Annotated in this window: 14 protein-coding genes and 1 tRNA gene; 7 read left to right on the top strand and 8 right to left on the bottom strand. The window is 65.5% G+C overall.

What is annotated here, in order from left to right; translation table 11 throughout:
• Positions 1 to 6: 6 nt before the first annotated feature.
• From Pla123a_RS12995 to Pla123a_RS12965, 7 genes are all read right to left on the bottom strand, one after another.
• Complete coding sequence (locus Pla123a_RS12995) at positions 7 to 2256, bottom strand: molybdopterin oxidoreductase family protein (protein WP_146587599.1); 2250 nt, start codon at positions 2254 to 2256, stop codon at positions 7 to 9.
• The gene (locus tag Pla123a_RS12990; protein WP_146587597.1) at positions 2253 to 3941 is read right to left on the bottom strand and encodes a 4Fe-4S dicluster domain-containing protein; all 1689 of its coding nucleotides are present in this window, start codon (positions 3939 to 3941) and stop codon (positions 2253 to 2255) included. Before Pla123a_RS12990 ends, Pla123a_RS12995 begins: the two co-directional genes overlap by 4 nt.
• A gap of 26 nt (positions 3942 to 3967) precedes the next feature.
• Positions 3968 to 4894, bottom strand: coding sequence for a GAF domain-containing protein (locus tag Pla123a_RS12985; protein ID WP_146587595.1), 927 nt, complete (start codon positions 4892 to 4894; stop codon positions 3968 to 3970).
• A gap of 37 nt (positions 4895 to 4931) precedes the next feature.
• Entirely contained in the window at positions 4932 to 5873 is a 942-nt protein-coding gene (locus tag Pla123a_RS12980; protein ID WP_146587593.1) for an ABC transporter ATP-binding protein, read from the bottom strand.
• Positions 5874 to 5899: 26 nt separating this feature from the next.
• The gene (locus tag Pla123a_RS12975; protein ID WP_146587591.1) at positions 5900 to 6757 is read right to left on the bottom strand and encodes an ABC transporter ATP-binding protein; all 858 of its coding nucleotides are present in this window, start codon (positions 6755 to 6757) and stop codon (positions 5900 to 5902) included.
• Between the two features lie 49 nt (positions 6758 to 6806).
• Positions 6807 to 8465, bottom strand: coding sequence for an ABC transporter permease subunit (locus tag Pla123a_RS25010; RefSeq protein ID WP_146587589.1), 1659 nt, complete (start codon positions 8463 to 8465; stop codon positions 6807 to 6809).
• Positions 8466 to 8597: 132 nt separating this feature from the next.
• Complete coding sequence (locus Pla123a_RS12965; protein ID WP_231956434.1) at positions 8598 to 9926, bottom strand: CmpA/NrtA family ABC transporter substrate-binding protein; 1329 nt, start codon at positions 9924 to 9926, stop codon at positions 8598 to 8600.
• A 979-nt stretch (positions 9927 to 10905) separates the two neighbouring features.
• On the opposite strand from Pla123a_RS12965, the gene Pla123a_RS12960 reads away from it, so the two are divergent.
• The 6 genes from Pla123a_RS12960 (at position 10906) to Pla123a_RS12935 (ending at position 20781) form a co-directional block, all read left to right on the top strand.
• The gene (locus tag Pla123a_RS12960; protein WP_231956432.1) at positions 10906 to 12033 is read left to right on the top strand and encodes a DUF1559 family PulG-like putative transporter; all 1128 of its coding nucleotides are present in this window, start codon (positions 10906 to 10908) and stop codon (positions 12031 to 12033) included.
• 333 nt (positions 12034 to 12366) lie between these two features.
• The gene (locus tag Pla123a_RS12955; protein ID WP_146587584.1) at positions 12367 to 13632 is read left to right on the top strand and encodes a type II secretion system protein; all 1266 of its coding nucleotides are present in this window, start codon (positions 12367 to 12369) and stop codon (positions 13630 to 13632) included.
• A 165-nt stretch (positions 13633 to 13797) separates the two neighbouring features.
• On the top strand, positions 13798 to 16026 hold the full coding sequence (locus Pla123a_RS12950) for a double zinc ribbon domain-containing protein (protein WP_197527931.1): 2229 nt from the start codon (positions 13798 to 13800) through the stop codon (positions 16024 to 16026).
• 19 nt (positions 16027 to 16045) lie between these two features.
• Positions 16046 to 18052, top strand: coding sequence for a DUF1559 family PulG-like putative transporter (locus Pla123a_RS12945; protein ID WP_197527930.1), 2007 nt, complete (start codon positions 16046 to 16048; stop codon positions 18050 to 18052).
• 77 nt (positions 18053 to 18129) lie between these two features.
• Positions 18130 to 20361, top strand: a complete 2232-nt coding sequence (locus Pla123a_RS12940; RefSeq protein ID WP_146587579.1) for a dockerin type I repeat-containing protein — start codon at positions 18130 to 18132, stop codon at positions 20359 to 20361.
• Between the two features lie 347 nt (positions 20362 to 20708).
• Positions 20709 to 20781, top strand: a tRNA-Phe gene (locus tag Pla123a_RS12935).
• 315 nt (positions 20782 to 21096) lie between these two features.
• On the opposite strand, the gene Pla123a_RS12930 is transcribed toward Pla123a_RS12935, so the two are convergent.
• On the bottom strand, positions 21097 to 21417 hold the full coding sequence (locus tag Pla123a_RS12930) for an HU family DNA-binding protein (protein ID WP_146587577.1): 321 nt from the start codon (positions 21415 to 21417) through the stop codon (positions 21097 to 21099).
• A gap of 584 nt (positions 21418 to 22001) precedes the next feature.
• Between Pla123a_RS12930 and Pla123a_RS12925 the strand changes: the two genes are divergently transcribed.
• Complete coding sequence (locus Pla123a_RS12925) at positions 22002 to 26255, top strand: outer membrane protein assembly factor BamB family protein (protein ID WP_197527929.1); 4254 nt, start codon at positions 22002 to 22004, stop codon at positions 26253 to 26255.
• Positions 26256 to 26259 lie beyond the last annotated feature (4 nt).

Here is a 26259-nt window from a genome sequence, read left to right as displayed (position 1 = left end):
CTCTGCTCAGTTAGCGGGGGCGATAGCGACCGCGCAGTCTTTGTAGCTCGGCTGGTGGGAGTACGGGTCGAAGTGCGGAAGCGTTAGGCGGTTGGTCTCCTCGTAGTGCATCGGGATGAACAACTGCCCCGGCTGCACGGTTGGCGTGACGAACACGGTCGCCTTCAGCTCGCCACGGCGTGACCAGACGCTCGCCTTGTCGTAGCTCTCGAGGCCTGCGATCGCGGCGTCCTCCGGGTTCATCTCGACGTACACGCCCTGGGGGTAGAGCTTCCGCAGCACAGCCGACTTGCCGGTGCGGGTCTGGGTGTGCCACTGCGAGGCCGCGCCGCGGCCGGTCAGCAGCAGGAATGGGTACTCGGTGTCGGGGGGCTCGGGCATCGCCCGGGAGTCCTCGAACAGAAACTTGGCGCGGCCGTCCTCGTGGTAGTAGTGCCCGTCCTCAAAGAGGCGACGCTGTTGGTCGATCGCCTCGGGCGACTCCGTGCACGGCCACTGCACCCCGCCCGCGTGGTCGATCGTGGCGTAGTCGCCAATCTCGGTGATGTCGCACGGCTGGCCGCGTGATAGTTCCTTGAGGATCCCGAGTGTCGCCTCGGGGGTTTCCCAGCGGCGGAACATCTCGCCGACGCCCCAGTATTCGGCAACAAGTCGAAAGATCGAGAAGTCGGGCAGCGCTTCGCCCGGCGGGCGGCGGACCCGTTTCACGACCCCGTACCGGCGCTCGCTGTTGATAAAGGTGCCTTCCTTCTCTCCCCACCCGGCCGCCGGCAGAACCAGGTCGGCCTGCTGTGCGGTGTCGGTGGTGTGGTACATGTCCTGAACCACAAGGAAGTCGAGCTTCTCCAGCAGGTCGCGGGCGTCCGACTGATGGATCCAAGAGTGGGAGGTGTTGGTGCAGATCACCCACAGCCCCTTGATCGTACCGGTCCGGATCCCTTCGAGGATCTGGTGGTAGGGGAGGCTGTTCTCGGTGGGCAACTTCTCAACCGGGATGTCGAGGATGTCGGCGACCTCCTGCCGGTGGGTCGGGTTGAGGAAGTCACGCCCCGCCAGCAGACCGGTCGTGTTGCTGAAGATCCGCGACCCCATGGCGTTGCACTGGCCGGTGACGCTGTTCGCGCCGGCGCCCGGTCGGCCCATGTTGCCGGTCATCAGGGCGAGGTTGATCATGCTCTGGGCGATCCGCACGCCCTCGTAGTTCTGGTTGACGCCCATCGTCCACCAGAATGAGACCCGCTTCCCCTCGTGGATCGTCAGCGCGACCTTCTCGATGGTTTCGGCCGGGATCCCCGATTCAGCCGCCGCCCGCTCCGGCGTGTAGGCCTGGACGAACTGGGCGAACCCGTCGAAGCCGTTTGTGTGCGCGTCGACGAAGTCGCGCAGGATCCACCCCTCCCGACACAGGATGTGGGCGAGCGAGTAGAAGAACGCCAGGTCCGACTTAGGCCGGATCGGCAGGTGCAGGGTAGCGGCCATGGCGGTCTCGGTCCGCCGCGGGTCGACGACGATGATCTCGGGGTTGTTCGGGTTGCGGCAGACGCGTTCCCACATGATCGGGTGCGCCACGCACAGGTTCGACCCGACCAGCACGATGACGTCCGATTCTTCGAAGTCCTGGTACGTGAACGGCGGGGCGTCGAATCCAAACGACTGCTTGTAGGCGGTGGCCGCGGTCGCCATGCACTGGCGGGTGTTGCCGTCGCCGTGCAGCATCCCCATACCGAACTTGGCCAGCGATCCCAGCAGCGCCATTTCTTCCGTAACGAGTTGCCCGGTGCTCAGGAAGGCGACCGACTCTGGTCCGTGCTCCTCGCCAATCTGCTTGAACTTGTCGCAGAAGGTCCGCAACGCCTTGTCCCACGAAACGGCCTTCAGCTCGCCGCTCGCATCCCGCAGCAGCGGCCGCGTGGCCCGGTCGTCTGCGTCGAGCACATTGAGGGCTTCCCAACCCTTCGGGCAGGCCATGCCAAGATTAACGGGGTACTCGGTTGTCGGCGTCAGGTTGACTGCCTCGCCCTCTTTAAGGTGTACGCGGAGGCTGCAGCCGGTCGAGCAGTAACCGCAAACCATGTCGGTCGTGGCGTCCGGCTTCAAGCGGTCGGGTACCTGACCGAGCCCAAATCGGCCCGGCGATCGGATCAGGTCGCGGGTGAGCACCCCGTCCTTCTGGTGGATGATGCTCAGCACCGTGTCGAGCAAGCCGGCACGTGCTTTGCCATCGTTCGGAGAATCTTTAGTAAGCGTGTGGCTCATGACCTGACGCCTCCGGGCATCTTGAGCGGTATCACCGCGCTGAAGTAGAGGGCCCGCTCGGCGAGTTCACCGAGGAGCAGGCAGCCAAACCCGACCGCCGCCATCGCTGCGCCGCCCCAGGAGCCCACGCCGGTGATGCTCAACACGATCGGTGTCAGGACGCCGCCAAACAGACCCAGGCCGAAGCGGGCGAGGGTCAGCGGAAGCAAGTCGCGTTTCATCAGTCGGGCGGTCAGCGGCAGCGATCCCTCGGTCTGGGCAAACACCAGGGCTTCGTAGGTAAGCTTGGTGAGCGTCGCTACCAGGACAACGGCGAGGAGGACGCCGCCGCTGGTCGACTCGCGGGTGGCTGCTGCGTTGGAGGCGACGCAGGCCAGCGCGAATGCGGGCCCGAGGACCAGCGCGACGCCCGCAAACTTCGCAAAGGTCCGCGGTCCGCGCCAGAACTCCCGACCGGTGAAGATGTAGATCATTGCCGAGCAGAACACGCCCGCTGCCCCAGCGAGCACTGCGGCCGCCTCGGCCAGGGGCCGCGCCGGAGCGGGCAGCACGGTAGCCAGGAGCCCCTCTGCTGACTCCGGCAGGTAGCTTTGGATGTAAGGGAGGACAACGTAAGCCGCGGCGTTCATCGCCATCGGTGCGTAAGCGCCAAATACCAGGGCTTCGCGGCTGAGCCAAGAGTGGCGCCATCCGAGGATCGACCGGAACGCCAAGTGCGGGCGTCCCAGGTGCAGCGGCGCCAGCCCGAGTCCGGTGAGCCCGGCTAGCACGCCGAGCACGATTGTGAACCCGGCGCCGGCGTTCATGCCAGACCAGCGGGCGGCGGAGCCAAATGCCACCGCGCCGACCGACAACTGCGTCAGAACCAGCATGACCACCAACGGAACGTGGGCGTGCTGCGGCTTGGCAAAGTTGGCGTCGGCCGCCTGCAGATCGTCTGGCAGCGGCTTCGCGCTGTGGTAGACGGTTGTCGGGTTGGTGAGCGACGCCGGGGGAGTCGCCGGCAGGAACGTGCCCGCGTTGGTCCGGGTGACCGTCTGCCCTACATCGACGATGCTGATCTTGATGGCCTGGTTCGGGCACGCCTGGACGCAGGCGGGGGCCTCGCGCTCGGCCAGCCGCCCGTGGCACATGTCGCACTTGCGGACGATGCCCTTGGAGGGGCTGTACTGCGGGACCTCGTACGGACAGGTCATCGTGCAGTACTGGCAGCCAAAGCACTGGTCGTCGAGGTGGCGGACGATCCCGGTGACCGGGTCTTTCTCGTAGGCGTTGGTTGGGCAGCCGTTCAGGCAGCCGGGATCGACGCAGTGGTGGCACGCGGTCGTGACGTGCTGGATGACCGGCAGCCCGTTCTGCCCGTACAGCTGGCCGACGCTGCGCCAGGTCTCGGACGGCTCGAGTCCGTTGAGGCTGTGGCACGCGCTCACGCACGCCTTGCAGCCGCTGCACTGGTCGAGGTCGACCTCGAAAGCGTACTGCTGGCCTTCGGTGGGCGCGGTGAGCGGTATGAGGTCGCGGTAGTGCTGCGACTGCTCGGGCAGCGCGTTGTCGTCGTGCTGCTTGGCGAAGCGCTCGACCGCGGTCAGCTCGCGGGTCTCGGCCAGCAACGCCGACAGCAGATCGCCGGCAGGCGGTCCGCTTTCAGCGATCTTATCCGGTTGTGTGTCGGTGATGGCCGACATGCGATACCTCTCCGGTGCGGCTTGACCTATCCGAACATTGCGACCGCGGCGACCAACTGGTCACCGACGAACACAGGGACGCCGAGCCCCCATTGCATGCCGTACTCCTGGAAACCCTCGCCGCGCGGGAACTCGACACCCTGCAGATCGGTCGTCAGTTTGGGTCGCAGATCTCGGTAGACGAGCCCCGCGACACCGTCTCCGAGTTTCAGCCGGCGGCGGCGACTTTCCGGCGCCAAATCGATGTAGGGCCCGTAGTCGGCCGAGACGATCTTCAGCGACTTCTCTTGCGGCTCCTTGGCCCAAACCTCGACGACCTTTGCCAGCGGCGTCCGCGACGCCGACAGCAATACCAGGACCGCTTCCAGGTCCATCGCGGACTTCATGAACGGGATGCCGATCGCCGTCGACAGGCCTTCGGCTTTTGCCCCGGCCGCGCGGACGAACGCCTGCGAAGTGGCAAGCGACCCCATCACACGCGGGAAGCGGTCGGCCCAGACCTTGCCGGGGAGGCCCGCGCGGCGTGGGAACTTCACCAACTGGCTGATGCGGCCGAACCGATCAAGATTGGAGTACCAGTTCTCGGCCAGGCCGAGCTCGTTGCGTTCGTTAATTCGCCACAGCTCGGCTGCGGCCTGCCCCTGGTCGTCGCAGGCCAGCAGCGCGACGCCAAGGCACTCCCCGCCGCGAACGGTGGGGATCGCAATCAGTTGCGCGGGGGTTTCCTCGAGGAACTGCCCGTCGAAGTCGCCTTGGGTCGCCGCGCCAAACACGGGGACGCCCGACTCCCAGGCGCGGCCGATCACTCCCTGCCCCGGAGAGTACCGGAAGCCGCACCGCGTCTCGCCGCCTGATTCGTGCGTCGTGCCACCGAGCTCGAGGTGGCCGCCGTCTTCGGTGGGGCGCCAGACCTCGACCCACCGCACGAGGTTCGCCGTCAGTTGTAGCGTCATGTTGTCCAAGGTTGAATTCCCGCGTGGGGTATTGGGCCTAAACGCCGGCGTCGACTAGCTGGGTGGGCGAGGACTCGAGCGCAAGGTGCGGCGTTGGGACGGTGTACTGCGTGGCGGCCATCGCCTCGACCATGTGCATGGTGTCGTCCCAGGAGGAGGTGTCTTCGGCGGCCTCCTGAGGCTCTTGGCGGTGGTCTTGCTGCTCGAGGAACGAGACCAACGCCCCCCGCAGGTCGTAGTAGAGCGGGTGCTCGAGCACCGCCTCGCGGCGGCGTGGGCGTTCAAACGGCAGGTCGAGCAGCTGGCCCACGTGGGCCTTGGGGCCATTAGTCATCATGCAGACGCGGTCCGACATGTAGATCGCCTCGTCGACGTCGTGGGTTACCATCATGGTGGTGATCCGCTCGCGGTCGAGGATGCCGAGGATCACGTCCTGCAGCCCCATCCGCGTCAGCGAGTCGAGTCGCCCAAACGGCTCGTCGAGCAGCAGCATCCGGGGCTTCAACGCGATGGCGCGGGCGATGCCCACCCGCTGCTGCATGCCGCCGGACATCTCGCGGGGGTACTTGTCCCTCGAGTGCGTTAAACCGACCGCGTTCAGGTAGTACTCGACAATCTCCCGCCGCTGGTGCTTGGTCCCGTGCGGGTAGGCCTTGCGGACGCCGAGCATTACGTTGTCATAGGCGGTCATCCACGGAAGCAGACAGGGCGATTGGAACACGACGGCCCGGTCGGGGCCGGGGCCGTCGATCTCGCGGCCCTCGACCGCGATGCTGCCGCCGGAAATCTCGTTCAGTCCGCCCACCATGGTGAGGACCGTGCTCTTGCCGCAGCCCGAGTGACCGATGACGCTCACAAACTCGCCGCGGCGCATCACCAGGTCGTACCCGTCGACAACGCGCACGGCCTCGCCGTACGGGTTGGGGTACGCCTTGATGAGGTTGAAGATCTCAACGTAACGGGCGTCGTGGTGACTCATTCCAATTGCCTTGCGGATTGGGCGTATTAGGCGATGCTGACTTGGGGGCCGGGGCGGACCGGTTGGATGTCGGGGAGCGGGAGCTCTACGGTCGACGACAGCCGGCGAGCCTCCTGGTCGAGCGACACCATGTAGTTGGTGACCTGGTTGCGCAGATGCTTGAACTCTGGGTTGAAGTTGAGCGTTGCGCGGTCGCGGGGACGCGCGAGGTCCACCGCAAACTCTCGCCCAAACGTCGCGGAAGGGCCCGGCGTGAGCGGCACGATCCGGTCCGCCATGATCACAGCCTCGTCGACGTCATTGGTGATCATCACCACGGTGCGGCGGTCGACCTCCCAGATGCGGATGATCTCGTCTTGCAGCTGCGAACGCGTGAGCGCGTCGAGCGCCGACAGCGGCTCATCTAGCAGCAGCACCTCGGGCTTGATCGCCAGCGTGCGGGCCAGGCTCAGCCGCTGCCGCATGCCGCCGGAGAGCTCTCCGGGGAGCTTCCACTCGCTCCCGCTGAGACTGACCATGTCGATGTAATGCTGGATGTAGTCCTTGCGTTCGTCGCGGCCCATTTTGGGGAACACCTGCTTGACCGCTAGCTCGATGTTGCCGTAGACACTTAGCCAAGGAAGGAGCGAGTAGTTCTGGAACACGACGCCCTTGTCGGGGCCCGGCTCGCCGACCGGCTTGCCGCCGATACGCACCTCCCCGGAATCCGGCTGCTCCAGGCCGGCCAGCAGCGAGACCAGCGTCGACTTGCCGCTGCCGGAGAAGCCAATCACCGCGACAAACTCATTCTGCTCAACGCTCAGAGTCGCCTGCTCGAAGACCTCGTAGCGATTGGACATCGGGCCAAAGCCAAAGCTCACGTTGTCGAGTTCTAGATAGGGCATTTGTGGTTTCCTGCCGTCTGGCGGTGGTCGAGAACGCCGCCGTTGGTTGCTAAATCGCCGTCGGGGCGCCGTCGAAGCTGACCAGTCGCTGGAAGACAATCATCATCCGGTCGAGCGCCAGGCCGATCACGCCCACCACAAACACCACGACGACCATCTTCGCGAACGAGTCGCTGGCGCCGTTGTTGAACTGGTCCCAAACAAACTTGCCGATGCCCTCTGACGAGCTCAGCAGCTCGGCGGCGATCAGCACCATCCAGCCGACCCCCAGCGAGATCCGCAGGCCGGCGAACACCAGCGGCAGGGCCGACGGCAGCACGATCTTAAACAGCCGGTCCCAGAAGCCGAGCCGCAGCACGCGGGCGACGTTGATGTGGTCCTTCTCGACCGACGCCACGCCAAAAGCGGTGTTGACCATCGTGGCCCACAGAGAGCAGAGCGCGACCGTGATCGCCGAAGCGATGAACGCGGGGTTGATCTGGTACTTGCCGAGCCACGGCAGATCCCACAGCCACTGGATCAGCGGGTTCTTGTCGGGGTCGGGGATGAACCCGCCGACGATGATCAACGCGACCGGCAACCAGACAATCGGCGACACCGGCTTGAAGGCCGCGATGAAGGGCGTCATGGCCGCCATGAAAGTCTTGGAGAGCCCGCACAGCACGCCAATCGGGATGGCGATCGCGGAGCCGAGGAAGAACCCGAAGAACACACACAGCACGCTGCGGGCCGTTTGGAACGGCAGGGTGGCCGGCTTGGCGTACTCGGACGTGGCGATGCTCTCGATACGGTCTTCCGATCGCACGACCGACGTGGCCGCGCGGTAGAGCTCAGCGGGCGGGGCCGCGTCGAGTTTTGCCTCGGCGGCGGCCAGCTTCGCTTGTTCCTTCTCGATCTTGGTCGTGCGGTTGCTGGAGGTGAGCTGGTCCTGCATCTTCTGCAGGTACTGCCGTTCCTCAGCCACGGCTGTCTGGGCGGCCAACGCGGCGGCGACCTCAGGATTCTTGACCGCCCGGAGGGCCGAGATCTCGGACTTCAGGTCTCGCAGGTGGTCTTTTTCGGTATCGAGCCGCTTCCGGTGCGACCGCACCCCCGCTAAGTAGTCGGTCTTGGAATCCTGGACGGCGGCGGTTGCGGCGAGCTCTTTCAGCTCTGTTTCTCGAGTCTTCTTGGCCGCGTCATACTTCTGCTTCAGTTCGTCGTACTTAGCCTGCAGCGGGGCGATCTGTTCGGTTAGACTGTCGGCCGCCGACTGCTTGGCCTCGGCTACCAGTTCGTTGGCGGAGTCGACGCGAGATTGCAGACCCGCGAGCTGCTCTTCGACCTCCTTCAGCTTATTCTCACGGTCTTCGCCGGTGAGGTTGTAGGCCTGCTGCTTGTCGTTCTCACGGGTGTGGAACTGCAGGATCGACTTGGCGGACTGCCAGGTCTCGAGCGGGTCGGGCAGCTTGCCACTCTTGGTTTGGATCTTGTCGGACACGACAAACCACGCCGCCACAAACACGCAGACGGCGAACGCTGGCACCACAATGAATCGGCCGATGTCCTTAAGCTGCTTGTGGGGCTCCTCGCCGTAGCAGAGGCGGACGACCGGGGTCAGAAAGTTGAGGCCCGCGACGTCAATCGCCTTGACAGTCCGGTGTTTGCCGGCGATCACCGATAGTCCGACCAGGAGTCCGATGGCGACAAAAGTTAGTACGAGTGCCATGCCTTGCGTTTCAGTGGGGAGACTGGGGGGCGTTGGTAGTAGCCGCTGCGAGGCCACGCGACGCCGCCTCTGAGGGGAGCGGCGCCGCGGCGGCCGTCGCAACGCGGTTGACGATTCCGTTCGCCAAGGACACTACTCCTGATTTCCAATTTTGTGGGCCTGCAGGTACTCGAGCGGCTGCTTGCCGTCGTACGTGACGCCGTCGATAAAGTCGTCGGTGGCAGGCTTGTAGCCGTCGGTGTCCCAGGGGACCTCGTCCTCTTCCAGCAGGCCCTCCTCGACAAGCAGCTTGGCCGCCTCAAGGTAGATTGCCGGCTGGTACACCTTCGCGGCGGTTTCGGCGTACCACTCGGCCGGCTTCGGCTCGGTGATCTGGCCCCACCGCCGCATCTGGGTCAGGAACCACACGCCGTCCGAGTACCACGGGTAGGTGCAGTGGTGCTTGAAGAACACGTTGAAGTCCGGCATCTCACGCTTGTCGGTCTTCTGAAAGTAGAAGAAGCCGGTCATCGAATTCTTGATGACGTCAAAGTCGGCGCCGACGTAGTCCGGACGGGAGAGGATCCGCGCGGCTTCCTCGCGGTTGACTAGCTTGCCGCTGGCGTCGGTCTCGTCGAGCCACTTGCCGGCCAGGATCAACGCCTTGATCACGGCCAGGTGCGTGTTGGGGTTCTCGTCCGACCAGCTCTTCTTGACGCCGAACACCTTCTCGGGGTTGTTCTTCCAGATGTCGTAGTTGGTGGTAACCGGCACCCCGATGCCCTTGGCGACGGCCTGCTGGTTCCACGGCTCGCCCACGCAGTAGCCCTGGATGTTGCCGGACTCGAGGGTGGCGGGCATCATCGGCGGCGGGGTGACCGACAACTCGACCTCGGCGTCGGTGCGGCCGCCGGTGTCGCTCTTGGTGTACATTCCGGGGTGAATCCCCGAGGCCGCCAGCCAGTACCGCAGCTCGTAGTTGTGCGTGGAGACCGGGAACACCATGCCCATCTGCAGCTTATCGCCGTTGTCGAGCATCTCTTCGACGATCGGCTTCAGCGAGTCCGCCGAAATTGGATGGGACGGCTGCGGGCTCATCAGCTTGGAGTCGTTCTCCTGCATCTGCTCCCAGGTCGAGTTGGATACGGTGATGCCATTTCCGTTGAGGTCCATCGTGAACGCGGTAACGACGTGCCCCGGCGTGCCGATCCCAATCGTCGCGGCAATCGGCTGACCAGAGAGCATGTGGGCGCCGTCCAACTCGCCGTTGAGCACGTTGTCGAGCAGCGTCTTCCAATTCGGCTGGGCAATGACTTCGACCTGCAGGCCCTCGTTTTCGAAGAAGCCTTTTTCCTTCGCAATGACGATCGGAGCGCAGTCGGTCAGCTTAATGAAGCCGAAGCTCAGCTCGTCCTTTTCAAGGTCGAGGAGGACCTTGTCTTGTGCTGCGGAAAAAGACGGAAGTGTCGCCGCAATGCTCAAAACGGTGGCAAAACGGAGAACCAACCTCCGATTAATCGATGGCATGTTGGACTTCTTGGGGCTGAGGCGGAGAGATGGCGAGGGACCGGGTAGCGGCGGTCCACCAACTGCTGATTGCCACTAACGCAGCTCGCAAGCCAAAGTCTGGCATGGGCAGAGAATGACCCACGCGCATCCACAGAGCCCACAAGGTGAACCCAGGTGAACAGCATTCGCCCAGTAGGGCGCCACCGGATCTCTGCGCGTGCATAGAAGCCGGGCAGCGGTGCACGAATCGTTGGCGTTGATGAGCGACGCTTCGTAAGGGCAACGAAAACTTGACGGTCCGCGCTGCGTGAACTTGCCAACTCATCCAGCACGACGGCGCCACAGGAACATGCGGAAAGGTCGGCGAGGTTGCAGTTCGAGTTCGTACGCAGTCACGGAACCAGGGAGTTCTTGGTTTTCTGTGTGCCGCCGTGAAAGGGCCAGGAGCAGTCGAAGTCTCTGTCCAAACAAGAATAGAGTCTCGCAGGGGCTCCGGGCGCGGCCTGCTTCGAGGCACGAACTTCATTCTCGACCTACGCGCACGCGCATGGTCCCGGACAGCACCTTCGTCGCTGGATCATCTAACTACAGGTGCAGGGAGTGGCTAGCCTGATTTGCCGCCTGCTCGCGGCTGTAGTGTCTCCCAGCGGCGCCGCTGCCTTGTCGGCAATTCCTCGGCGAGGTTGGGAGCGAAGCCGGCGCGCCATGCTACTCATCAGATCCTCATCAAATTTGAAGGCATTCTTAACTCGGCCTTCACCTAGCCGCAGGTTCTAGCTGCTATCGTACTCACCCGCGCAGGCAATTCGTCGTTACGCGCAAGATGTAGGTTTGGTTTGAGGTCGTAGGAACAGACGCGGAAGAGCTACTCTTACCAATCGCTCAGCAGGATGCAGCCTTACCAGTCGCCCCCGATTGGTTGGCAAGGACAAACACCGCCATGAGTTCTCCTATGACACCGACACCGCGTGGCGGTAAGCCGAAGGTCCAAGTTGCGCGGGCTTCTCAGGGCATGACGCTTGTCGAGTTGCTGGTGGTGATCTCGATCATCGGCATCTTAGTAGCCCTGCTCTTCCCGGCGGTAAATGCCGCCCGAGCCGCGAGTCGGCAGACCGCCTGCGCCAATAATCTCCGCCAGTTCGGCATCGGTCTCCACTCGAACGCTTCGCGGGTCGGCGCTTTTTGCACGGGTGCCTTTGACTGGAAGCACGAGGGCGCCATTACGGAAGTAGGCTGGGTCGCCGACTTGGTTGACCAGGGGTCGCCGGTTGGGCAAATGCTCTGCCCGGCGAACGTGTCGCAGGTCAGCGAGACCGTCAACCAACTGCTGACGCTCACCGAGTCGTCGTTCGGCGAGTGCGTCGATCCTAAGGGGAGCGAACCCACCAAGAAGCCCGATGGCACGCCCGTCATCAACCCGTGCCGCGAGATCCTCGAGGGGGCCCTGGCGGCTGGCGGCGCGGAGCGTGTCGCGGTCATCCAGGGCAAGGTGATCGACAAGTTCTACAACACGAACTATGTGAGCAGTTGGCTGATGGTTCGAGGCGGTCCCCGGATCGGGAGCGGCGGCAACCTGAGCTCGAGCGACCCCAGCTGCCCCCCGTCCCTAAAGAGCCGGAGTTCTACGTTCGGCCCCCTCAAGCTGTCCCAGCTTGACGCGTCGAAGGTCCCGAGCAACTTGATCCCGCTGCTCGCCGATGGCGGCGTCGCCGGCCAACTGACTGCCATGATCGGCGGACTACAGCCCGGGGTAGAAACCGCCGGCAGTGTAACCGGGGGGCCGGTCCAGACCAGTGACCTGAAGCCGCCCAGCTTCCCCGACGACACGCCTCGCGGCGGGCCCGACGGCTGGTGGGCCGGCTGGTCGAAGACCCGCCAGGACTATCGCGGCTTCGCGGTCGCGCACCGCGGCCAGTGCAACGTGCTGATGGCCGACGGCGGCGTGCGGCCGCTCGACGACGAGAACGACGACGGCCTGCTGAACAACGGGTTTCCGATTGCTGATGGCGGCTACGAGAGTGACGCCATCGAGATCGACGAGGATGTCGTGTTTAGCAAGCCGGCGCTACGCGGGTACTGAGATCGCAAGAGCAAGGCCGCCAAGGCCGGCCGCTTTGAGATCGGCCCGCAAACGCCGGCGCCGCCGATCAATCCCGAACCACACACAGAACCAATGAGCCAGCAAAGGAGGGTCGCTATCGCCTGAACGCAACGCTACCCGCCGCGTCGCGCGGCGAACGCTATTTGTATTTCGTTTGCTGACTTTTTGTACTTCCAAGAAATGGGCGCGAGCTCCGCTGGCTAGGGTGGCTGCCCGTAACCTAGCGAAGCTCGCACCGCACACACCCTTATTTTTAGGCGCCGGGGCCACGGAGGCAACGCCGTTCCCGCCCGCCCGAGGAGAAAAATCTCAATGAAAGCTACTCGTTCGCGTGGTTTCACGCTTGTTGAGCTGCTGGTGGTGATCGCCATCATCGGCATTCTTGTCGCGCTGCTGCTGCCGGCCGTCACCAGCGCCCGCTCGGCCGCCCGCCGCGCCGCCTGCCAGAACAACCTCCGCCAGTTCGGCGTCGGCCTGCTGCTGTTCGCCGACCGCGACGCCCAGGGCCGCTACTGCACCGGCGCCAGCGACTACCGTCGCGACGGCGCGATGGACGTCTACGGCTGGGTTGCTGACCTGGTCAACGCCCAGGCCGCGCTGCCCGGCGACATGCTCTGCCCTGCCAACCCGCTCCGCGGTTCGGAGAAGCTCAACGACCTGCTCGGCAACGACACCACCGACGGCAAGGGTGGCGCTGATCCCACCAAGCTAGCCCAGGGCGTGGCTGGTCAGGCAACCTACAACGGCGCAAGCGGCGGCAGCGGTTCGACCTTCGCAGGCACCGCTCCAAACACCCCCGAACGCGCCAATCTGATCGCCCGCGCCATTATGGCCGAGGGTTACAATACCAACTACGCTGCTGGTTGGCACCTCGTGCGAACCAAGCCGCTGATGGATGCGGCTGCCGCCACGCCGAACACTTTGTCGAGTGCCGGAAGTCAGAAGGACACCATCGCTACCGGCGGGCCGCTGACGCTGCGTCTTGCCGAGAGTGCCAAGGTCGTCACGGCGAACATCGCCCTCCTCGGCGACGCCGCCCCTGGCGACGCGGACGAGGCGACCCTATCGCAGACTCTGTCCTACGGACCGACGGACCCATTCGCCAACGGCACCAACGACTCGCGTACCTTCATCACCCAGGGCGAAGGCTTGACCGAGGCGTTCAACGACGGACCTGCCTACTTCAGCGCGTCGACCAACACGGTCAACCTGGTTGCCAAAGGCGCCAGCATGGTTGATCAGCGTGCCTGCGAGAGCAGCCAAGACGAGTGCACCGGCGTCCCGGTGGGCCCGGACGGATCGGCTGGTCAGCAGCTCTACCTGCAAGACACCCGTGACTGGTTTGCTGTGCACGACGGCGTCTGCAACATCCTGTTTGCCGACGGTGGCGTCAAGCAATTCTACGACACCAACAATGACGGCTTCCTGAACCCTGGGTTCCCCGTCCCGGCCAACCTTACCGACGCCGACTACGCTAAGGTCGGCTTCCGGGGCCCGGATCCGGAGCTGGATCGCCTCCGTATCTACAACGGCATCTTCCTCGAAGGCGTCTCGAAGTCGGGCGTGTTTGAAAACTAGTCTGGTTGAGGTTCTCGCGGCCGAGCTTGGTGAGCGAGAACGGGTAATGGTCAGCACGCAGCCGGCGCGGTTTTCCGCGTCGGCTGCACTGCTGCTTCTAGGGGACCGTTGTCCCAGTGAAGAGAGGATCTGAGGATGCCTTCGCACGCATCGAGTGAGCTAGACATGCAACCGAGCAATTGCGCATCGCACGCAGCGTTGGCGGGATCGCCGCCGCCCATCGACACCCCCGCAGGCGCCCGCGAGCTGAGCTGCCCCGGGTGCCGCTCGGCGGCCAACCAGGCGGCCAAGTTCTGCGGCCAGTGCGGCTTCCGGCTGTGGGACCCGTGCCTCGACTGCGAACACCAAAACTCGGTCGCCGAGAAGTTTTGCGGCAGCTGCGGTAGCGAACTAGCCGCCCGGCTCAACGGAGTGCTGGCCGACGCCCAGAGCAGGTTCGCCGAGGCCGACAGGCTGGCGGAGTTTGGACGCCTGGTAGACGCCGCGGCCCTGCTCGACGGGCTGACGCTAACTGCCCACTCGCGGCTGGCGAACTTGGTAACCGAGCGCGACAACCGCGTCGCCGCCTACCGCGAACGCCGCGAGGCGGTCGTGCAGCAGTCCTCGGGCGTGCTGGAAGAGGTCAATCGGCTGATTGCCGCTGCCGACTACGCAGCCGCGCTGGCTGAGGCCGACAAGATACCTCCCGCCCTGCGGGTGGCTGAGCTGGCGGAGCTCCACAAGCAGGCCGCGGAGAAGGTCGAACGCAGCAACCAGCTGCGGGCCCAGCTGCGGGCCGGCGTGCGTGAGAAGAAGTACGAAGGGCTGCTGCGGGTCGCGCGGCTCCTGGCCGAAGTGACCCCGACCGACCCGTTGGTTGAGAAGCTGTTGCCGCAACTCGAACAATGGCAAGCGTCCGCCGATAGCCGACGCGCCACGGCGTGCGTTGCCGGGGCGGTAGAGGCACTGAAGAACAACGCGTACCGGAAGGCCGAATCGCTGCTCGCGCAGTCTCCGCCGATCACCGATGAGACGCTCGCGAAAACCTACCAGGCGGCCCGCGAGCGGGTGTGGTTGGCGACCCAGATCGCCGACGCCCCTTACGCGACCAAGACTCTCGCGGCCATCGCTACCAGGCTGGCCAAGCTGCAGCCGAACGATCAAACCGCTGGACGTATCGCCCAGCAGGTTAGCGAGCGAGCGGCCAAGTCGGCCGCAAACCCGCGTGGGGTCCCTGCGCCATGGGGCAAGGACCGCGAGCCGGGCCCGCTAGGTGGATCGCTCGAGGTTTGCCCGTTGCCGCCCGCGTTGGTCGCCGCGTGCGTCCAACGCAAGGTCGCCGCGCATCAAGTTTCGGTCGGGTACGGGCTCGGGCTGCAGGCGCTCGGCGGGGCGGCCCTGCCACTCAACCTGATGCCTGTCGAGAAGAAGGGCTGGCTGAAGAAGCTGGCCGCCGGTCGCGGGCGGGGCGCGAGCCGGGGCTGGGGCCTGGACATCGGCGGGCGGTCGTTGACGGCTGTGTGCCTCGAGTCGCCGGCGAACACGGGCGACCCGCCGGCGGTCGGTGTGATCGAGGTCATCCCCTACGGCGACGACGTGCAGGCCAACACCGCGCCGCGGGACGGCGGGCTGGCGCCGGCAGTCCAGCATGCCCTTTCACAGCTGGCCGAGCGGCACGACCTGACTCAGACGCCGGTGGTCGCTAGTCTGTCGGGACCCAAAACTCTGGGGCGGTTCTTCGCGTTGCCGGCGCCGACCCCGTCGAAGTTCGACCAAGCCGTAGAGTTTGAGGTCCGCTCCGGGGTGCCGCTCCCGCGGGAGTACATTGTCGCTGACTACCACGCGCAAGTGCTGCCCGGCGAACCGGACGACGTCGACGATGTGCCGATGCGATGGGTGACGCTGGTGGCCGCCAGTCGCAAACTAGTCGCGGCGCGGATGCAGTCGCTGGTGGGGCTTGGCTGGGGCCAGTTGGCGGTCGGCAGCAGCCCCATCGCCCTGCTCAACACGGCCCTGTCACCCGGTGGGGCCGCCGCAGACCGCGCGGCGCTGGGGGACGGCGTCGCCCTGCTCGACGTGAGCGGCGGCAGCACGAATTTGGTGATGGTGACCGCCACTCAGGTCTGGTTCCGAGGAATCCATTTCGGCGCCGACACGATGATCGCGCAGATTGCCAAGGCGATGAAGATCGACCAGCCGGCGGCGAGCAAGCTCTACTACCGACCCGAGTCGGCCGCTGCGATGCACACGCTGCACGATGCCCTCGCTCCCTCGTACGACGAGCTGCTCGGCCAGCTTACGCGATCGCTAGAGCTGTGCCGCGCCGACACGGGCACCCGCCCCAACCGAGTGCTAGTTACCGGGAGCGAAACCAACGCTCCGGGGATGTTGAGCCACCTCCGAAATGGGAAGTAAGCAAGAGCAAGACCCTCCTATGACTCTATCGAACTACCTGCCGTGCCGATTGATTGCGGCAATCACCGTGTCGGTCGTCGCGACCCCGATGGTTGGCTGCGGCGGAAACAGCGCCGACGCCTTCCGCGCTAGAGCTATCCAGCGACCGCCCGATGACGAGGAAGACTCTCTGCCGGCCCAGACGGCTCCGACCGTAGTCGCGGCCAGCAGTGCCCCGCCATCCTCGGTAGATCCCACAGCCGCCGCGGCGGCGCAACCGGCGACAGCAGCAGTCGCGGCCGCGCCGGCCGCCGAAGCTGCCCCCAGCCGCGAGCTGCCCACGACCGTCGAGGGACGCGTAGCGCGGAGCGCCGAGAACCTGGAGCGGATCGCTGCGGCTCTCGAGGCCTACCGGAAGGATAAGACCGTTTACCCCGCTGCCGCGGTCATCGACGTCAGCCGCGCGCCGTTGTTTAGCTGGCGGGTCGAGCTGCTCCCGTACCTGGGCCACGAGCAACTCTACAAGCAGTTTGATCGCACGCAGCCCTGGTACGCCCCGCAGAACAAGGCGTTGCTCGGGCAGATCCCCGCGGTGTTCCAGAGCCCAGATCGCGGCGGCACAAAGACCAACTACCTGGCCACTGTCGGAACCAGCACCATCATCAAGACGCCCCGCTCGCTCAACGCCGTGCGGGTCGAAGATGGCTTGTCGAACACGGCGTTGGTTGTTGAGGCCGACGACGCGCTAGCGGTCGAGTGGACGCAGCCTGAAGAGTACGCAGTGGACCTGAACGCACCAAAGAAAGGGCTCGGCACGCTCAGGGGGGGCCATGTGTTTCTGATCTGGGGCGGTGGCATGGTGGGCTCGATTCCTCTCAGCTCCCCCGAGGAGGCCTTCAAGGCGGTCTACACCGCCGACGGGGGCGAACCGTTCACGATGGCTTCGCTCAATCAGCCAATCTCCCCGGAAACCATGTCGGTGGCGCCAAGACCCGCGGCGCCGGAGCCGTTGACTCAGTCGTTGCCGGATTCCGGTCCTGTTAGACAACGCACCCGGGTCGCGGCGGTTCAACAAGACAAGCTCGTTTCCACCTACCTCAGCGCCGCCGCAGCCGCACTGGAAAGCAGCGACGCCACTTCAGCCTGGCAGTGGACCTACGCGGCGGCGGCACTCGGGGGGATCCCAGAGCAGGGCTACGAGTGGCGCCCTGCCCTGCGTCGGCCAGCGCTCGGTGTCCACTACGGTATCGGGATTACGGGGAGCTCGCAGGGCGCCGCGCGGCCGGGCCCCTCTCGGTCGGAGCTCGAGGCCGCGACAACGCCGTACGGCCACCTGCTGCTGGACGTTATCGAACGGCAGGCGATGCAGGATTCGTTCGCCCAGCGTCTGCAGGTTGGTACGGAACCGCAGAAACGGACCCCCGCCCGGGGACGCGGGTTCGATTCGCGGGCGGCAATCTCGGTGCTCGAGCCGGGAACGGAGTCGGTGCTGCGGCACGAGGCCGAGGACGCGGGCTGCGACGTTCTGGTGCTGCTCGAGGTTGACGAGAACGCCCAGCGGACCCGCCGCAGCCTGCGGCTGAAGCTGCTCGACCTGGCCGCCCGGAAGGAGCTGTACTGCAGCCGCCGGCTGGACTACTCGTCCAGCGACCGCGACCGTGGCGCCCCGGGCGACGAGGACTCGCTCGACCGCGTGAAATGGGAGCTGCAGGACCTGGTGGAAGACGGGTTGTCTGCCCAGCCGTGGCCGGTCCGGATGGACAAGCGAATCGCCGCCCGCCGAGTCGCCGCGCTCGGCCAGAGCAAGGACCCCTATACCCCCAGGGTCGTCGGCGAAATCCAGTACTACCGCCAGCAGGGGCTGGTTGACACGGCCGAGTGCCTTGCCGCAGTCGAGGCGTTGCTGGGCGATCCTAACGGGGCCAATCTGCTGCTGGGCAGCGAAGCGAAGAAAAAGCGGGAGCTGCGCGAGTGGCTCCCCGCGACTGACCCCGGTGCGTTTGTCGCCGGCGCCCCGAGTCGGGCGGTCAAGTCTGACGACCGTTGAAATCACGCGCGCCGCAGTCGAGCGTCGCTGCGATTGTCTCGATCTGCGCTCGAAACTCCTAGTGAAGGTTGGCATCCATGTTCTGCGCAAAGTTCAGGTTGCGAGTCGTTTCTGCTGTCGCTCTTTTCAGTGCAATCGTCTGTGGACAGCCGACCGCGGTCCTGGCGGCCGACGTCGACGCCAGCTGGGACGGAACCTTCCTGAACAAATGGTCGGAAGGCGCCCGCTGGACCACGGTACCCGACGTCTCGCCCCTGGCGCCCAACAACGTCGCGTCGACGTTCTCCGCGACCGTCAACCTTGGTAACGTCATTGTCGATGTGCCTGGAGGAGTCACGCTAAACTCGCTGAATCTGATCGACGCGTTCGTATCGGGGGATCAGACGGTCACGATTGTCGGCGAGCCAGGCGTCCCGTCCCGCTGGACGGGGGCGACCCAGAACTCCGAGTTCAGGAATCCTGGCGGCCTAACCGTCGGCGCCGGGGCCGAGCTGCTGATAGGCGGCAGCGGATTCAAGGCCCTTGGGCAGCCGGCCGACGGCGACAACAATGCGGACGTCGTGACGTTGAGCGTAGAGGGCTCGATTGAGTTTGCGGGAGGTGGATCATTCAGGGCGGCCGGCGAGGGCGCGGCGATCGCCGTCGCCGCGGGCGGTGCGTTTAACTGGGGCTCCGACGCCGACCTAGCCGGGACCGCGTCGGGCGAGTTCAATATCGCCGGCGCCCTGACCAAGTCTGCCGGGGCAGGGATCGCGACGGTCGGATCCAATTGGTCGGTCGTCAACACGGGATCCATCGACATCCAGAGCGGCGTGTTCTCGCTGAGCAGCGGTGCGAACGGGCTCGCGAACGACGGCTCAATTCGGGTTAGCGGAGTCGGCACGGAGCTCCGCGTCGGCGGCGGGCAGTCGAGCGGGAGCTGGGAAGTTTCCTCCGGCGCGACACTGAGCGTCTTCAGCGGCAACGCCGCCATCAAGCAGCGGCTAACCGGCGCCACGGCGGTGCTCACCAACAACGGGATTTTGTCGGTAAACGGCGCGATCGAGTTTTCTGAGGGGGCCTCGCTGGCGGGCGGCGGTGCGTTGAACCTGGTCAGCGGGTCGATCGGTGGGGACGCCCCGATTTACGTTGAGAACCTTAACTGGACCGGCGGCGCCGTCTCCAGCACGGGCGGCCTCACGGTTCCAAGTGGGGCGACCGCGATGATCGCCGGCGGCAGAGACAAGTTTCTCCGCGCCAACGCGGCGCTTGAGATCGGCGGCATAGCAAGCGTGTCTGGCGCAGGCGACCTCGTGACGACCGCGGCATCGGGCGTCCCAGCGGGGCTCGTGATTTCTGCCGGCGGGGAACTCGATATCCAATCCGACGCCGACCTGACCGGCGGCAATCAGTCGGGGCGGAGCGGCCTGCTGAACAACAGCGGTATCTTCCGCAAATCGGCTGGCGATGGCGTCACCCAGATCGAGTCGGCCTGGTCCATCAAGAACTACGGGCTGATCAGTATCGAGACCGGCGTGCTGCAGATCGACGGACCCTTGGATCACGGCGGCACCAGCGAGATCTCCGTTTCGGCCGGGGCCGAGCTCCGGCTCGCCGGAGCGGTCATTGGTGATCAGGGCTTTGGCGGGGAGGGGCTGGTTGAGTTTCGTGACAGCTATAGCCCCGGCGAGGGGCCGGCCGAAGTTTCCTTTGGCGGCGATGTTAGCCTCGTCGAGGGTTCAGAATTGCTGCTTGAGCTCGGCGGGACCGCCGCGGGAGCCTACGACTCGCTCACGGCGAGCGGGGCCATCGAGTTTTTGGGCGCCCTGAGCGTCAGGCTGGTTGACCCACTCGGCGGCGAAGCGGTGTTCGCCCCATCCGCGGGCGACGCCTTTACGCTGCTGACTGCCGACGGAGGACTGACCGTCCCGAGCGGCCTGGGTAACGTTACCCTTCCCGAGGCGCCGGCATACACCGATTGGACTCTCGAGATCGTCGCGGACACGCTGCGGCTGTTGCTCGTCGCGGTGGAGAGCGGCGACTTCAACGGCGATGGGCTGGTGGATGCGGCAGACTACACGCTCTGGCGGAGCAACGACGGTGCTGGAACCGGCACGCCGGGCAGCCTCACCCCAGCCGACGGCGACGCCAACGGCGACGGGTTCGTCGACGCCGACGACTACGGCGTTTGGCAGTCGCAGTACGGCGCCATAGTGGCTCCGTCCTCGGTTGACGTGAGCTCGATCCCGGACCCGTGCTGCGCCGCCCTGTTGGCTCTAGGAATGGCCCTCAGCGTCCCTGCACGGTCGGTGGGCCGCGGCGCCCTGTAGCCCTGTGAGACCGCCACGCGTCCCACGGCGGCGCCTCGTGTAGGGGCGTGCAATCCAAAGTCGCACGCTCGCCACCGGCTCGATCTTGGTTCGCCAGCCGTCGCGTCCGACCATAAACGCCGGCGCAGCCGTCAAAACGCAAATCTCCCCCCTTGCACTTCTCACCCCACCGATCGCCACTGATAAGCCCTAAGTGGAATGCTAGATTAAGGTTTAGAGGGCTTGATGGGGGCAGATTTGATGGGCATACTTAGGTCTTAACTGGATAGATCAGAGGCGGCCGATGTGTCTGCCGATGCATAGCGGTAGGTGAACCCTGCCGGCTAGGGAGGGTCCCTCCCAGTTGCGGTCAGATAGCTCAGTTGGTAGAGCACGGCCCTGAAAAGGCCGGTGTCCCCGGTTCGAGCCCGGGTCTGACCACTTTAGTTGATAGGCGAAACGCAACAGACCCCGGCGGGTATCCCGCCGGGGTCTGTTGCGTTTGCGACTTCCTACTCGCACACGGCCGATCGGAGTGGCCCGCCAGGCGTCGCTTAGGGCCGCCTGGCTGTGGGCGAGGGGTTGTTCGCACAAATACGCCTGCCCCCGCTAGGGGCGGCGTTGGGGCCTTGCAGGCCGCCTACAAAAAAAGGACGCGCGAGCGGGCTCGCGCGTCCTTTTTGTCTGATTTCTTCGCCGTTCCGCCAGAGTGTTCCGCCTAGTGGAGGAGTCTGGACGAGCAGTCGCAATGCAAGCCTAGGAAACCATGTCCTTGAGCTTCTTCAGAGCGGTAACCTTGACGGCCTTGCTAGCGGGCTTGGCCTTGAAGACGGTCGGCTCGCCGGTGAACGGGTTGATGCCTTCGCGCTCCTTGGTGGCGGGCTTGTGCTTGACGGTGATCTTGCACAGGCCAGGGATCGTGAAAACCTCGGGGCCACGGCGGCCGAGAGCCTTCTCGATCTGGCCCGACAGGGCGTCGAAAACCTCGCCAACCTGCTTCTTGGTCAGGCCGGTCTCCTCCGCGATGTTCGCGAAGATCTCTGTCTTGGTCGGTGGCTTGGGGGCGGCTTTCGCCATAGCGTTGGATCCTCCAATCGATGGTCAAATCATTTACTGGCACGGGCCATGATCGGCTGATCCTACCCGCGAAGAGGTGATTAAAAGACCCGCCATCATAAAATACAAGCGGGAATTCGTGGTCTCTACCGGAAAAAACGGGAAGGTCGCCGCTGAAAGGTGGCTAATTCCCCTGATTTCTTGGTGGTTCGCCTCGCGATCTCGGCAGCGCATTACCGGACGCGACTCAGGTTGCTTCAAGCGTAGAACGCAGAACGGACCGCGGCTTCCAAGAAACGGAATATTCCTTAAGTAATTGCTTTGAAACGACTTATGTCGGTGATCGTTGCTCTCGAATCGCCCCCGCATCTGGCCGTAGTAAGCCGTTGGAATCGATTCGCCCCGCAGCTGAGAGGTCGCAATCTTCGCTTGTTGGACCCGTGGCAGGCTCGTAGACTTCAACTATCAGGGTGGGGCCAAATAGTTTGGAAATTCTTCTGCCGAGACGCCCATTGCCCGTTCTCCACCGTATGTCGGCCGCAAGTCTGCCGCCGGTTGACCTCACCTCCCGGCCCGTCCGTGGGACGCGGATCCGACAGACTGGCATGCTGTTGGTCGCTGTTTTTTGGCTGTTTGGCTGCTGGTTTTCCCTTGCTGCGGCGGTCGCGGTTGAAGAATCAGAGGCCGACCAGGCGACCCTCGCGGACCGCCATTCGCTGTACTACGGCGTCCATTTGCCGGAGGAGCGGGTGCTCTCGCGGGGCGTGACGATTGCCACCCAACTGCTAGAGGATGCGCGATACGCCGAGTCGTTGCCGGTGCTCATCCGGGTGCTGCACGCCCCCGAAGACGCTCTGCCAAGCTACTCGGCGGGCGACGCTCAGCCGGGCGCCTCGGCCGGTGGGGACTCACCGTCGGCGTTGAGGAGTCTGAAAGCTCTGGCCGCCCAGATCATCAAGGACCTGCCAGAAGAAGGACGCCAAGCCTACCAGCTGGAGGTTCGAGCCCAGTCAGAGCGGGAGCTCAGCAAGGCCCTGAGGCAGGGGACCCACGAAATCAGAGAGGTGGTCGCCAGGTATCCGCACACCGAGGCCTGCCGCCTCGCACTCTGGGTGTTGGCGCAGCGGGCGTTCGAGGCGCGCGAATTCGCCGAGTGTGTGGTGTGCCTGGATCACCTGCTCGAGTGCGAGCTTCCCCCTAGACAACGCGATCAGGTTTTGGGGCAGCGGACGCTTGCGCAGCTGGCATCGCTTTCTGCGGCCGAGCTCCGAACCCTCTCACCCGAGCAACGCTCGGACTACGAGCAGATGCTGAAGCAGGCGGGCTCGTTCGCAAATACGGCCGACGCGGTGCGCGCCGCCTTCGCCGACTTTAGGGCAAGCGACCGCCAAGAGTGGTTGGCCGCCGGTGGCGGCCCACGCCGCAATCCGGTGCTGGCCTCCGAGACCCCGCACCTGTGGGCGGGGTGGGTCAGCTCGGCCGCCAGCCTCAAGGGGTGGGTGGCGGCGGCCTCATTGTCCCGCGACGAGGCTCCGCAGGCGAGCGCCGCGAGTCCTTTAGTGGTTGGAGACTGGGTCGTGGTCAGGGCGCGAGAGGGGTTAGAGGGCATCCACCGCCACACGGGCAAGCTCGTTTGGCAGTGCGAGCTGCCATCCCACGAGTCGGAATCGCCGTCGACCCACCAACTCCGCCGCATCCAGGGCGACGCCGCCTCCTTGAAGAACGCGCTGCGGAGCGAGAGCCGCGACGCCATCTCGTCCCGCACTAGCAGCAACGGGCGGTTGGTGTTCGCCGTGGCCGCGCGGGAGCCGCAGTCGCGTCGCACCACAGTGAACGCGTGGAGCAACTTCCGCGTAGGCGCCCGCTCGGCAGATCGCGGCCTGCAGAACCAGATCGTGGCGGTCGACGCCCTGTCCGAGGGAAAGCTGCGTTGGCGGACGTCAGACCAGACCGCGCTGGATGGGTTCTACTTCCTGGATTGCCCGCTGGTGATCGGCGACAGGCTGTTCGTGCTTGGTGAGCAGGAGCAGTCGATCTGCTTGCTGCAGCTCGATCCGCGTTCTGGCCAACTCTTGTGGACGCAGACCATCGCAACGGTCGACAGCCCAGTGCAGGAAGAGGCGATGCGGCGGATGGTTGGGGGCTGCCTAAGCTACGCAGAGGGGAGGATTATCTGCTCGACCGGCGTCGGGCTGGTGGCGGCGGTCGATCCTCTGCGACGCACACTCGAGTGGGTCTACCGTTTCCCGGTCGAAGGGGGTGTTCAGCTCGGCAGGAGCACCCCGTGGGGACGCCGTGGCTCGGACCGATGGCCCCGCGACGCGGGCCGGCAGTGGCTGTGGAATCAGGTCCTGGTGACCGACGGTCAGGTGCTGGTCGGTTCGCCCGAGTCTCGCCGGCTGCACTGCATCGGGCTGGCGGACGGCGGCGAGCGCTGGGCCGCCAGCAACTCTTGGCCTCAGCTCCTCTGCGCGGCGGATGCGGGGATCGCTGTCGTGGCGCGCCCCGACGCGGTCGTGGGCGTCAGCATCGCGGATGGCAAGTCTCTGTGGACGGCGCCGATCCCGGGCGGGGCCCACCCCGCGGGCAAGGGCGCTTGGTTCGAGGGCGTCTACCTGCTGCCACTCTCCACCGGCGACGCCATGCTCATCCACCCCGGCAATGGCGAGGTCGCGGCGGTCCTCCACGCGGGGCCCGACGGGGTGCTCGGCAACATTGCCTTCGACGGAGTATCGATCTTCTCGCAGTCGTTTACGGGGGTCTCCCGCTTCGACGTCCAACAACAGCCGGGGTCCTTGCTGCTCCAGCAGGCCGAGATCGCCTCGGTGCAGGGGCTTCACGAGCAGGCTGTTACGCGCCTGCTCGAAGGATATCAGCAATCCGGAGCTGGGGCCCTCTTCGCCCACCGCATCCGCGAGCTTGTGTCGCGTCAGTTGGGTTTGGCGGGTGGCGACAAGGCAAGCCTCGAGCAGCTCGAACAACTCTATAAAGGTCGTCCTTCGCCGTTCCTGCTCAGGCAGGCGCGGCTGGACGCGGCCGTGGCGGCCAAGGATCGGGCGGTCGTACTCCGCGAGGTGGCCGACTACTGCCGCTCACCCTGTATGGGCGATTTGGTGGCCGTGGACGCAAAGCGGGCTGTTCGGCAGAGCGCGATCTACCGGCTCGCGGCGCGGTCTGTACTCAGCCGCGAGGAACGAGAACGCCTGCGCCGAAGGTTGCTGGTGGACGCCGGTCCGAGGCGTCACGAGGTTGTCGACGCGGTGCTTGGAGACGCGGCAGGGTCCCCCGCTTCCGACGCCCCCCAGGCACGGCCCACCGACAAACGTTGGGCCGTGGCCCAGGTAGGCTACGAGGTGCGGCCCCGCGTCGACCGGGTGCGCCGACGCAGCCGCACCGGATCAAACCTCGGCGAGTTCGAGCTGCCGCTACTGCAGAACGCGGAATCCCAGCCGCCGCCGACCGATCGGTTTGTCATGTCGACTGCGGGCGAGCTGCTGATCCTCAACGAGCTGGGGGAGATCCGCTCCCAGCTGGAACTGAGCAAGAGTTCTCCCGAGCGGCTGATGAGGCTGGCTGCGGACGGCGAACCGGTGGCGGGACGGATTGGCGCGCACGCCTACCTCAGCACCGGGGACGACGTGCTGTCGGTGGACCTTGGTGACCCCGAGTCCGGCGCCCAGTGGTCTGCGAAGCGGGCATTGCAGCAGGTCGACGTGGAGGGCGTCGCCGACAACGCGGTCGGTCTGACGGTGGTCGCCCGGGCGGCGGCGCAGCGCGAGGTGCGGCTGGTCGGGGTCTCGCCGCGGGGCGTTACGGTCGCGGGCCGGGACATGGTGGCCTGCCTCGACCCGGAGAGCGGGCGGGTGGTGTGGATGGTTACGGGCGTCGAAGTCAACGAAACGCCTTCCGCGGACGAACGCTTTGTCTACTCTGCCGCGGGCGAGCAGCAGGGCTGGCGGCTCGACCTCGCCAGCGGCGTCCGCTCCGGGCACACCTCACCCCGCGGCGATCGAATTGCCGAAGCACGCGGCAGGGTCGCAACAATCGAGTCCGATGGTGAGCGTGCAGTCTTCAGCGTGGTCGAGCTGGCAACCGGCCGTTCGCTGCTCGAGGTCGAGATCGGCCCCAACCCACTGCACTCCCGTTCCGGTTCCCTGCTCTCGTTGCTCGACGCGTCGGGTGAGCTGCGGGTCATTGATCTGCAGGACGCCGAGTCGGGCGCGGCGCGGGTGGTCGTCCGCGACAAGCTTCCACTCGACGCAGAGCCGCTGTCGCTCACTGCCGAGCGTATCAGCGGGCGGCTGCTGGTCGGCGTCAACACGACCCCCGCGCACGTGCACCGGGCGGCGGGCGTGACGCCCATCGACGAGAACCCGATCCAGACCGGGCCGCTCTACTGCTACGATCTCGCGACCGGCGAGCCGTCTTGGCCGGCGCCGGCGACGATCTCGGGCAAGGCGTTGCTCGCTCGTCAGCCGCCGGTCAGCCCCCTGGTGCTGCTCGCAGCCAGCGTCGAGTCGCGTGACGCAACCGGCCGCTACGACTCGTTTCAGTTGGTCGCGGTCGACCTCTACTCGGGACGGACCCTCCGTCGCGAGCGTGGCCCACGCGACGACAAGGGGCGGCGGTACCGGATCCAGCTGAATGAGGGTCCTCGTCCGTTCTGCCTGATTGCGTTGGACAACAGCTACCTGATGCTGACTGCTGCTGCCGCCCCGGTTGCTCCCGGACCTCCGGCGGCTGCTAATGCGGAGCAGTCGATTGAAGGGAATCTGTGGAACGTTGGACGGGCGATCGGAAAGCTGCTGGGCGACGTCCCCAAAGGCGAGGATGCGCCAGAACCGGAGGACGACGACTAGCGGC

The organism is Posidoniimonas polymericola (assembly GCF_007859935.1).
GTDB lineage: Bacteria > Planctomycetota > Planctomycetia > Pirellulales > Lacipirellulaceae > Posidoniimonas > Posidoniimonas polymericola.
The sequence above is the reverse complement of the archived record's forward strand: the minus strand, read 5'-3'. Positions and strand labels throughout refer to the sequence as shown.

Coding starts and splice junctions, on each gene's coding strand:
- Pla123a_RS12995 (WP_146587599.1), bottom strand. CDS start 2,256: ATGAGCCACACGCTTACTAAAGATTCTCCGAACGATGGCAAAGCACGT.
- Pla123a_RS12990 (WP_146587597.1), bottom strand. CDS start 3,941: ATGTCGGCCATCACCGACACACAACCGGATAAGATCGCTGAAAGCGGA.
- Pla123a_RS12985 (WP_146587595.1), bottom strand. CDS start 4,894: ATGACGCTACAACTGACGGCGAACCTCGTGCGGTGGGTCGAGGTCTGG.
- Pla123a_RS12980 (WP_146587593.1), bottom strand. CDS start 5,873: ATGAGTCACCACGACGCCCGTTACGTTGAGATCTTCAACCTCATCAAG.
- Pla123a_RS12975 (WP_146587591.1), bottom strand. CDS start 6,757: ATGCCCTATCTAGAACTCGACAACGTGAGCTTTGGCTTTGGCCCGATG.
- Pla123a_RS25010 (WP_146587589.1), bottom strand. CDS start 8,465: ATGGCACTCGTACTAACTTTTGTCGCCATCGGACTCCTGGTCGGACTA.
- Pla123a_RS12960 (WP_231956432.1), top strand. CDS start 10,906: ATGACACCGACACCGCGTGGCGGTAAGCCGAAGGTCCAAGTTGCGCGG.
- Pla123a_RS12955 (WP_146587584.1), top strand. CDS start 12,367: ATGAAAGCTACTCGTTCGCGTGGTTTCACGCTTGTTGAGCTGCTGGTG.
- Pla123a_RS12950 (WP_197527931.1), top strand. CDS start 13,798: ATGCAACCGAGCAATTGCGCATCGCACGCAGCGTTGGCGGGATCGCCG.
- Pla123a_RS12945 (WP_197527930.1), top strand. CDS start 16,046: ATGACTCTATCGAACTACCTGCCGTGCCGATTGATTGCGGCAATCACC.
- Pla123a_RS12940 (WP_146587579.1), top strand. CDS start 18,130: ATGTTCTGCGCAAAGTTCAGGTTGCGAGTCGTTTCTGCTGTCGCTCTT.
- Pla123a_RS12930 (WP_146587577.1), bottom strand. CDS start 21,417: ATGGCGAAAGCCGCCCCCAAGCCACCGACCAAGACAGAGATCTTCGCG.
- Pla123a_RS12925 (WP_197527929.1), top strand. CDS start 22,002: ATGCTGTTGGTCGCTGTTTTTTGGCTGTTTGGCTGCTGGTTTTCCCTT.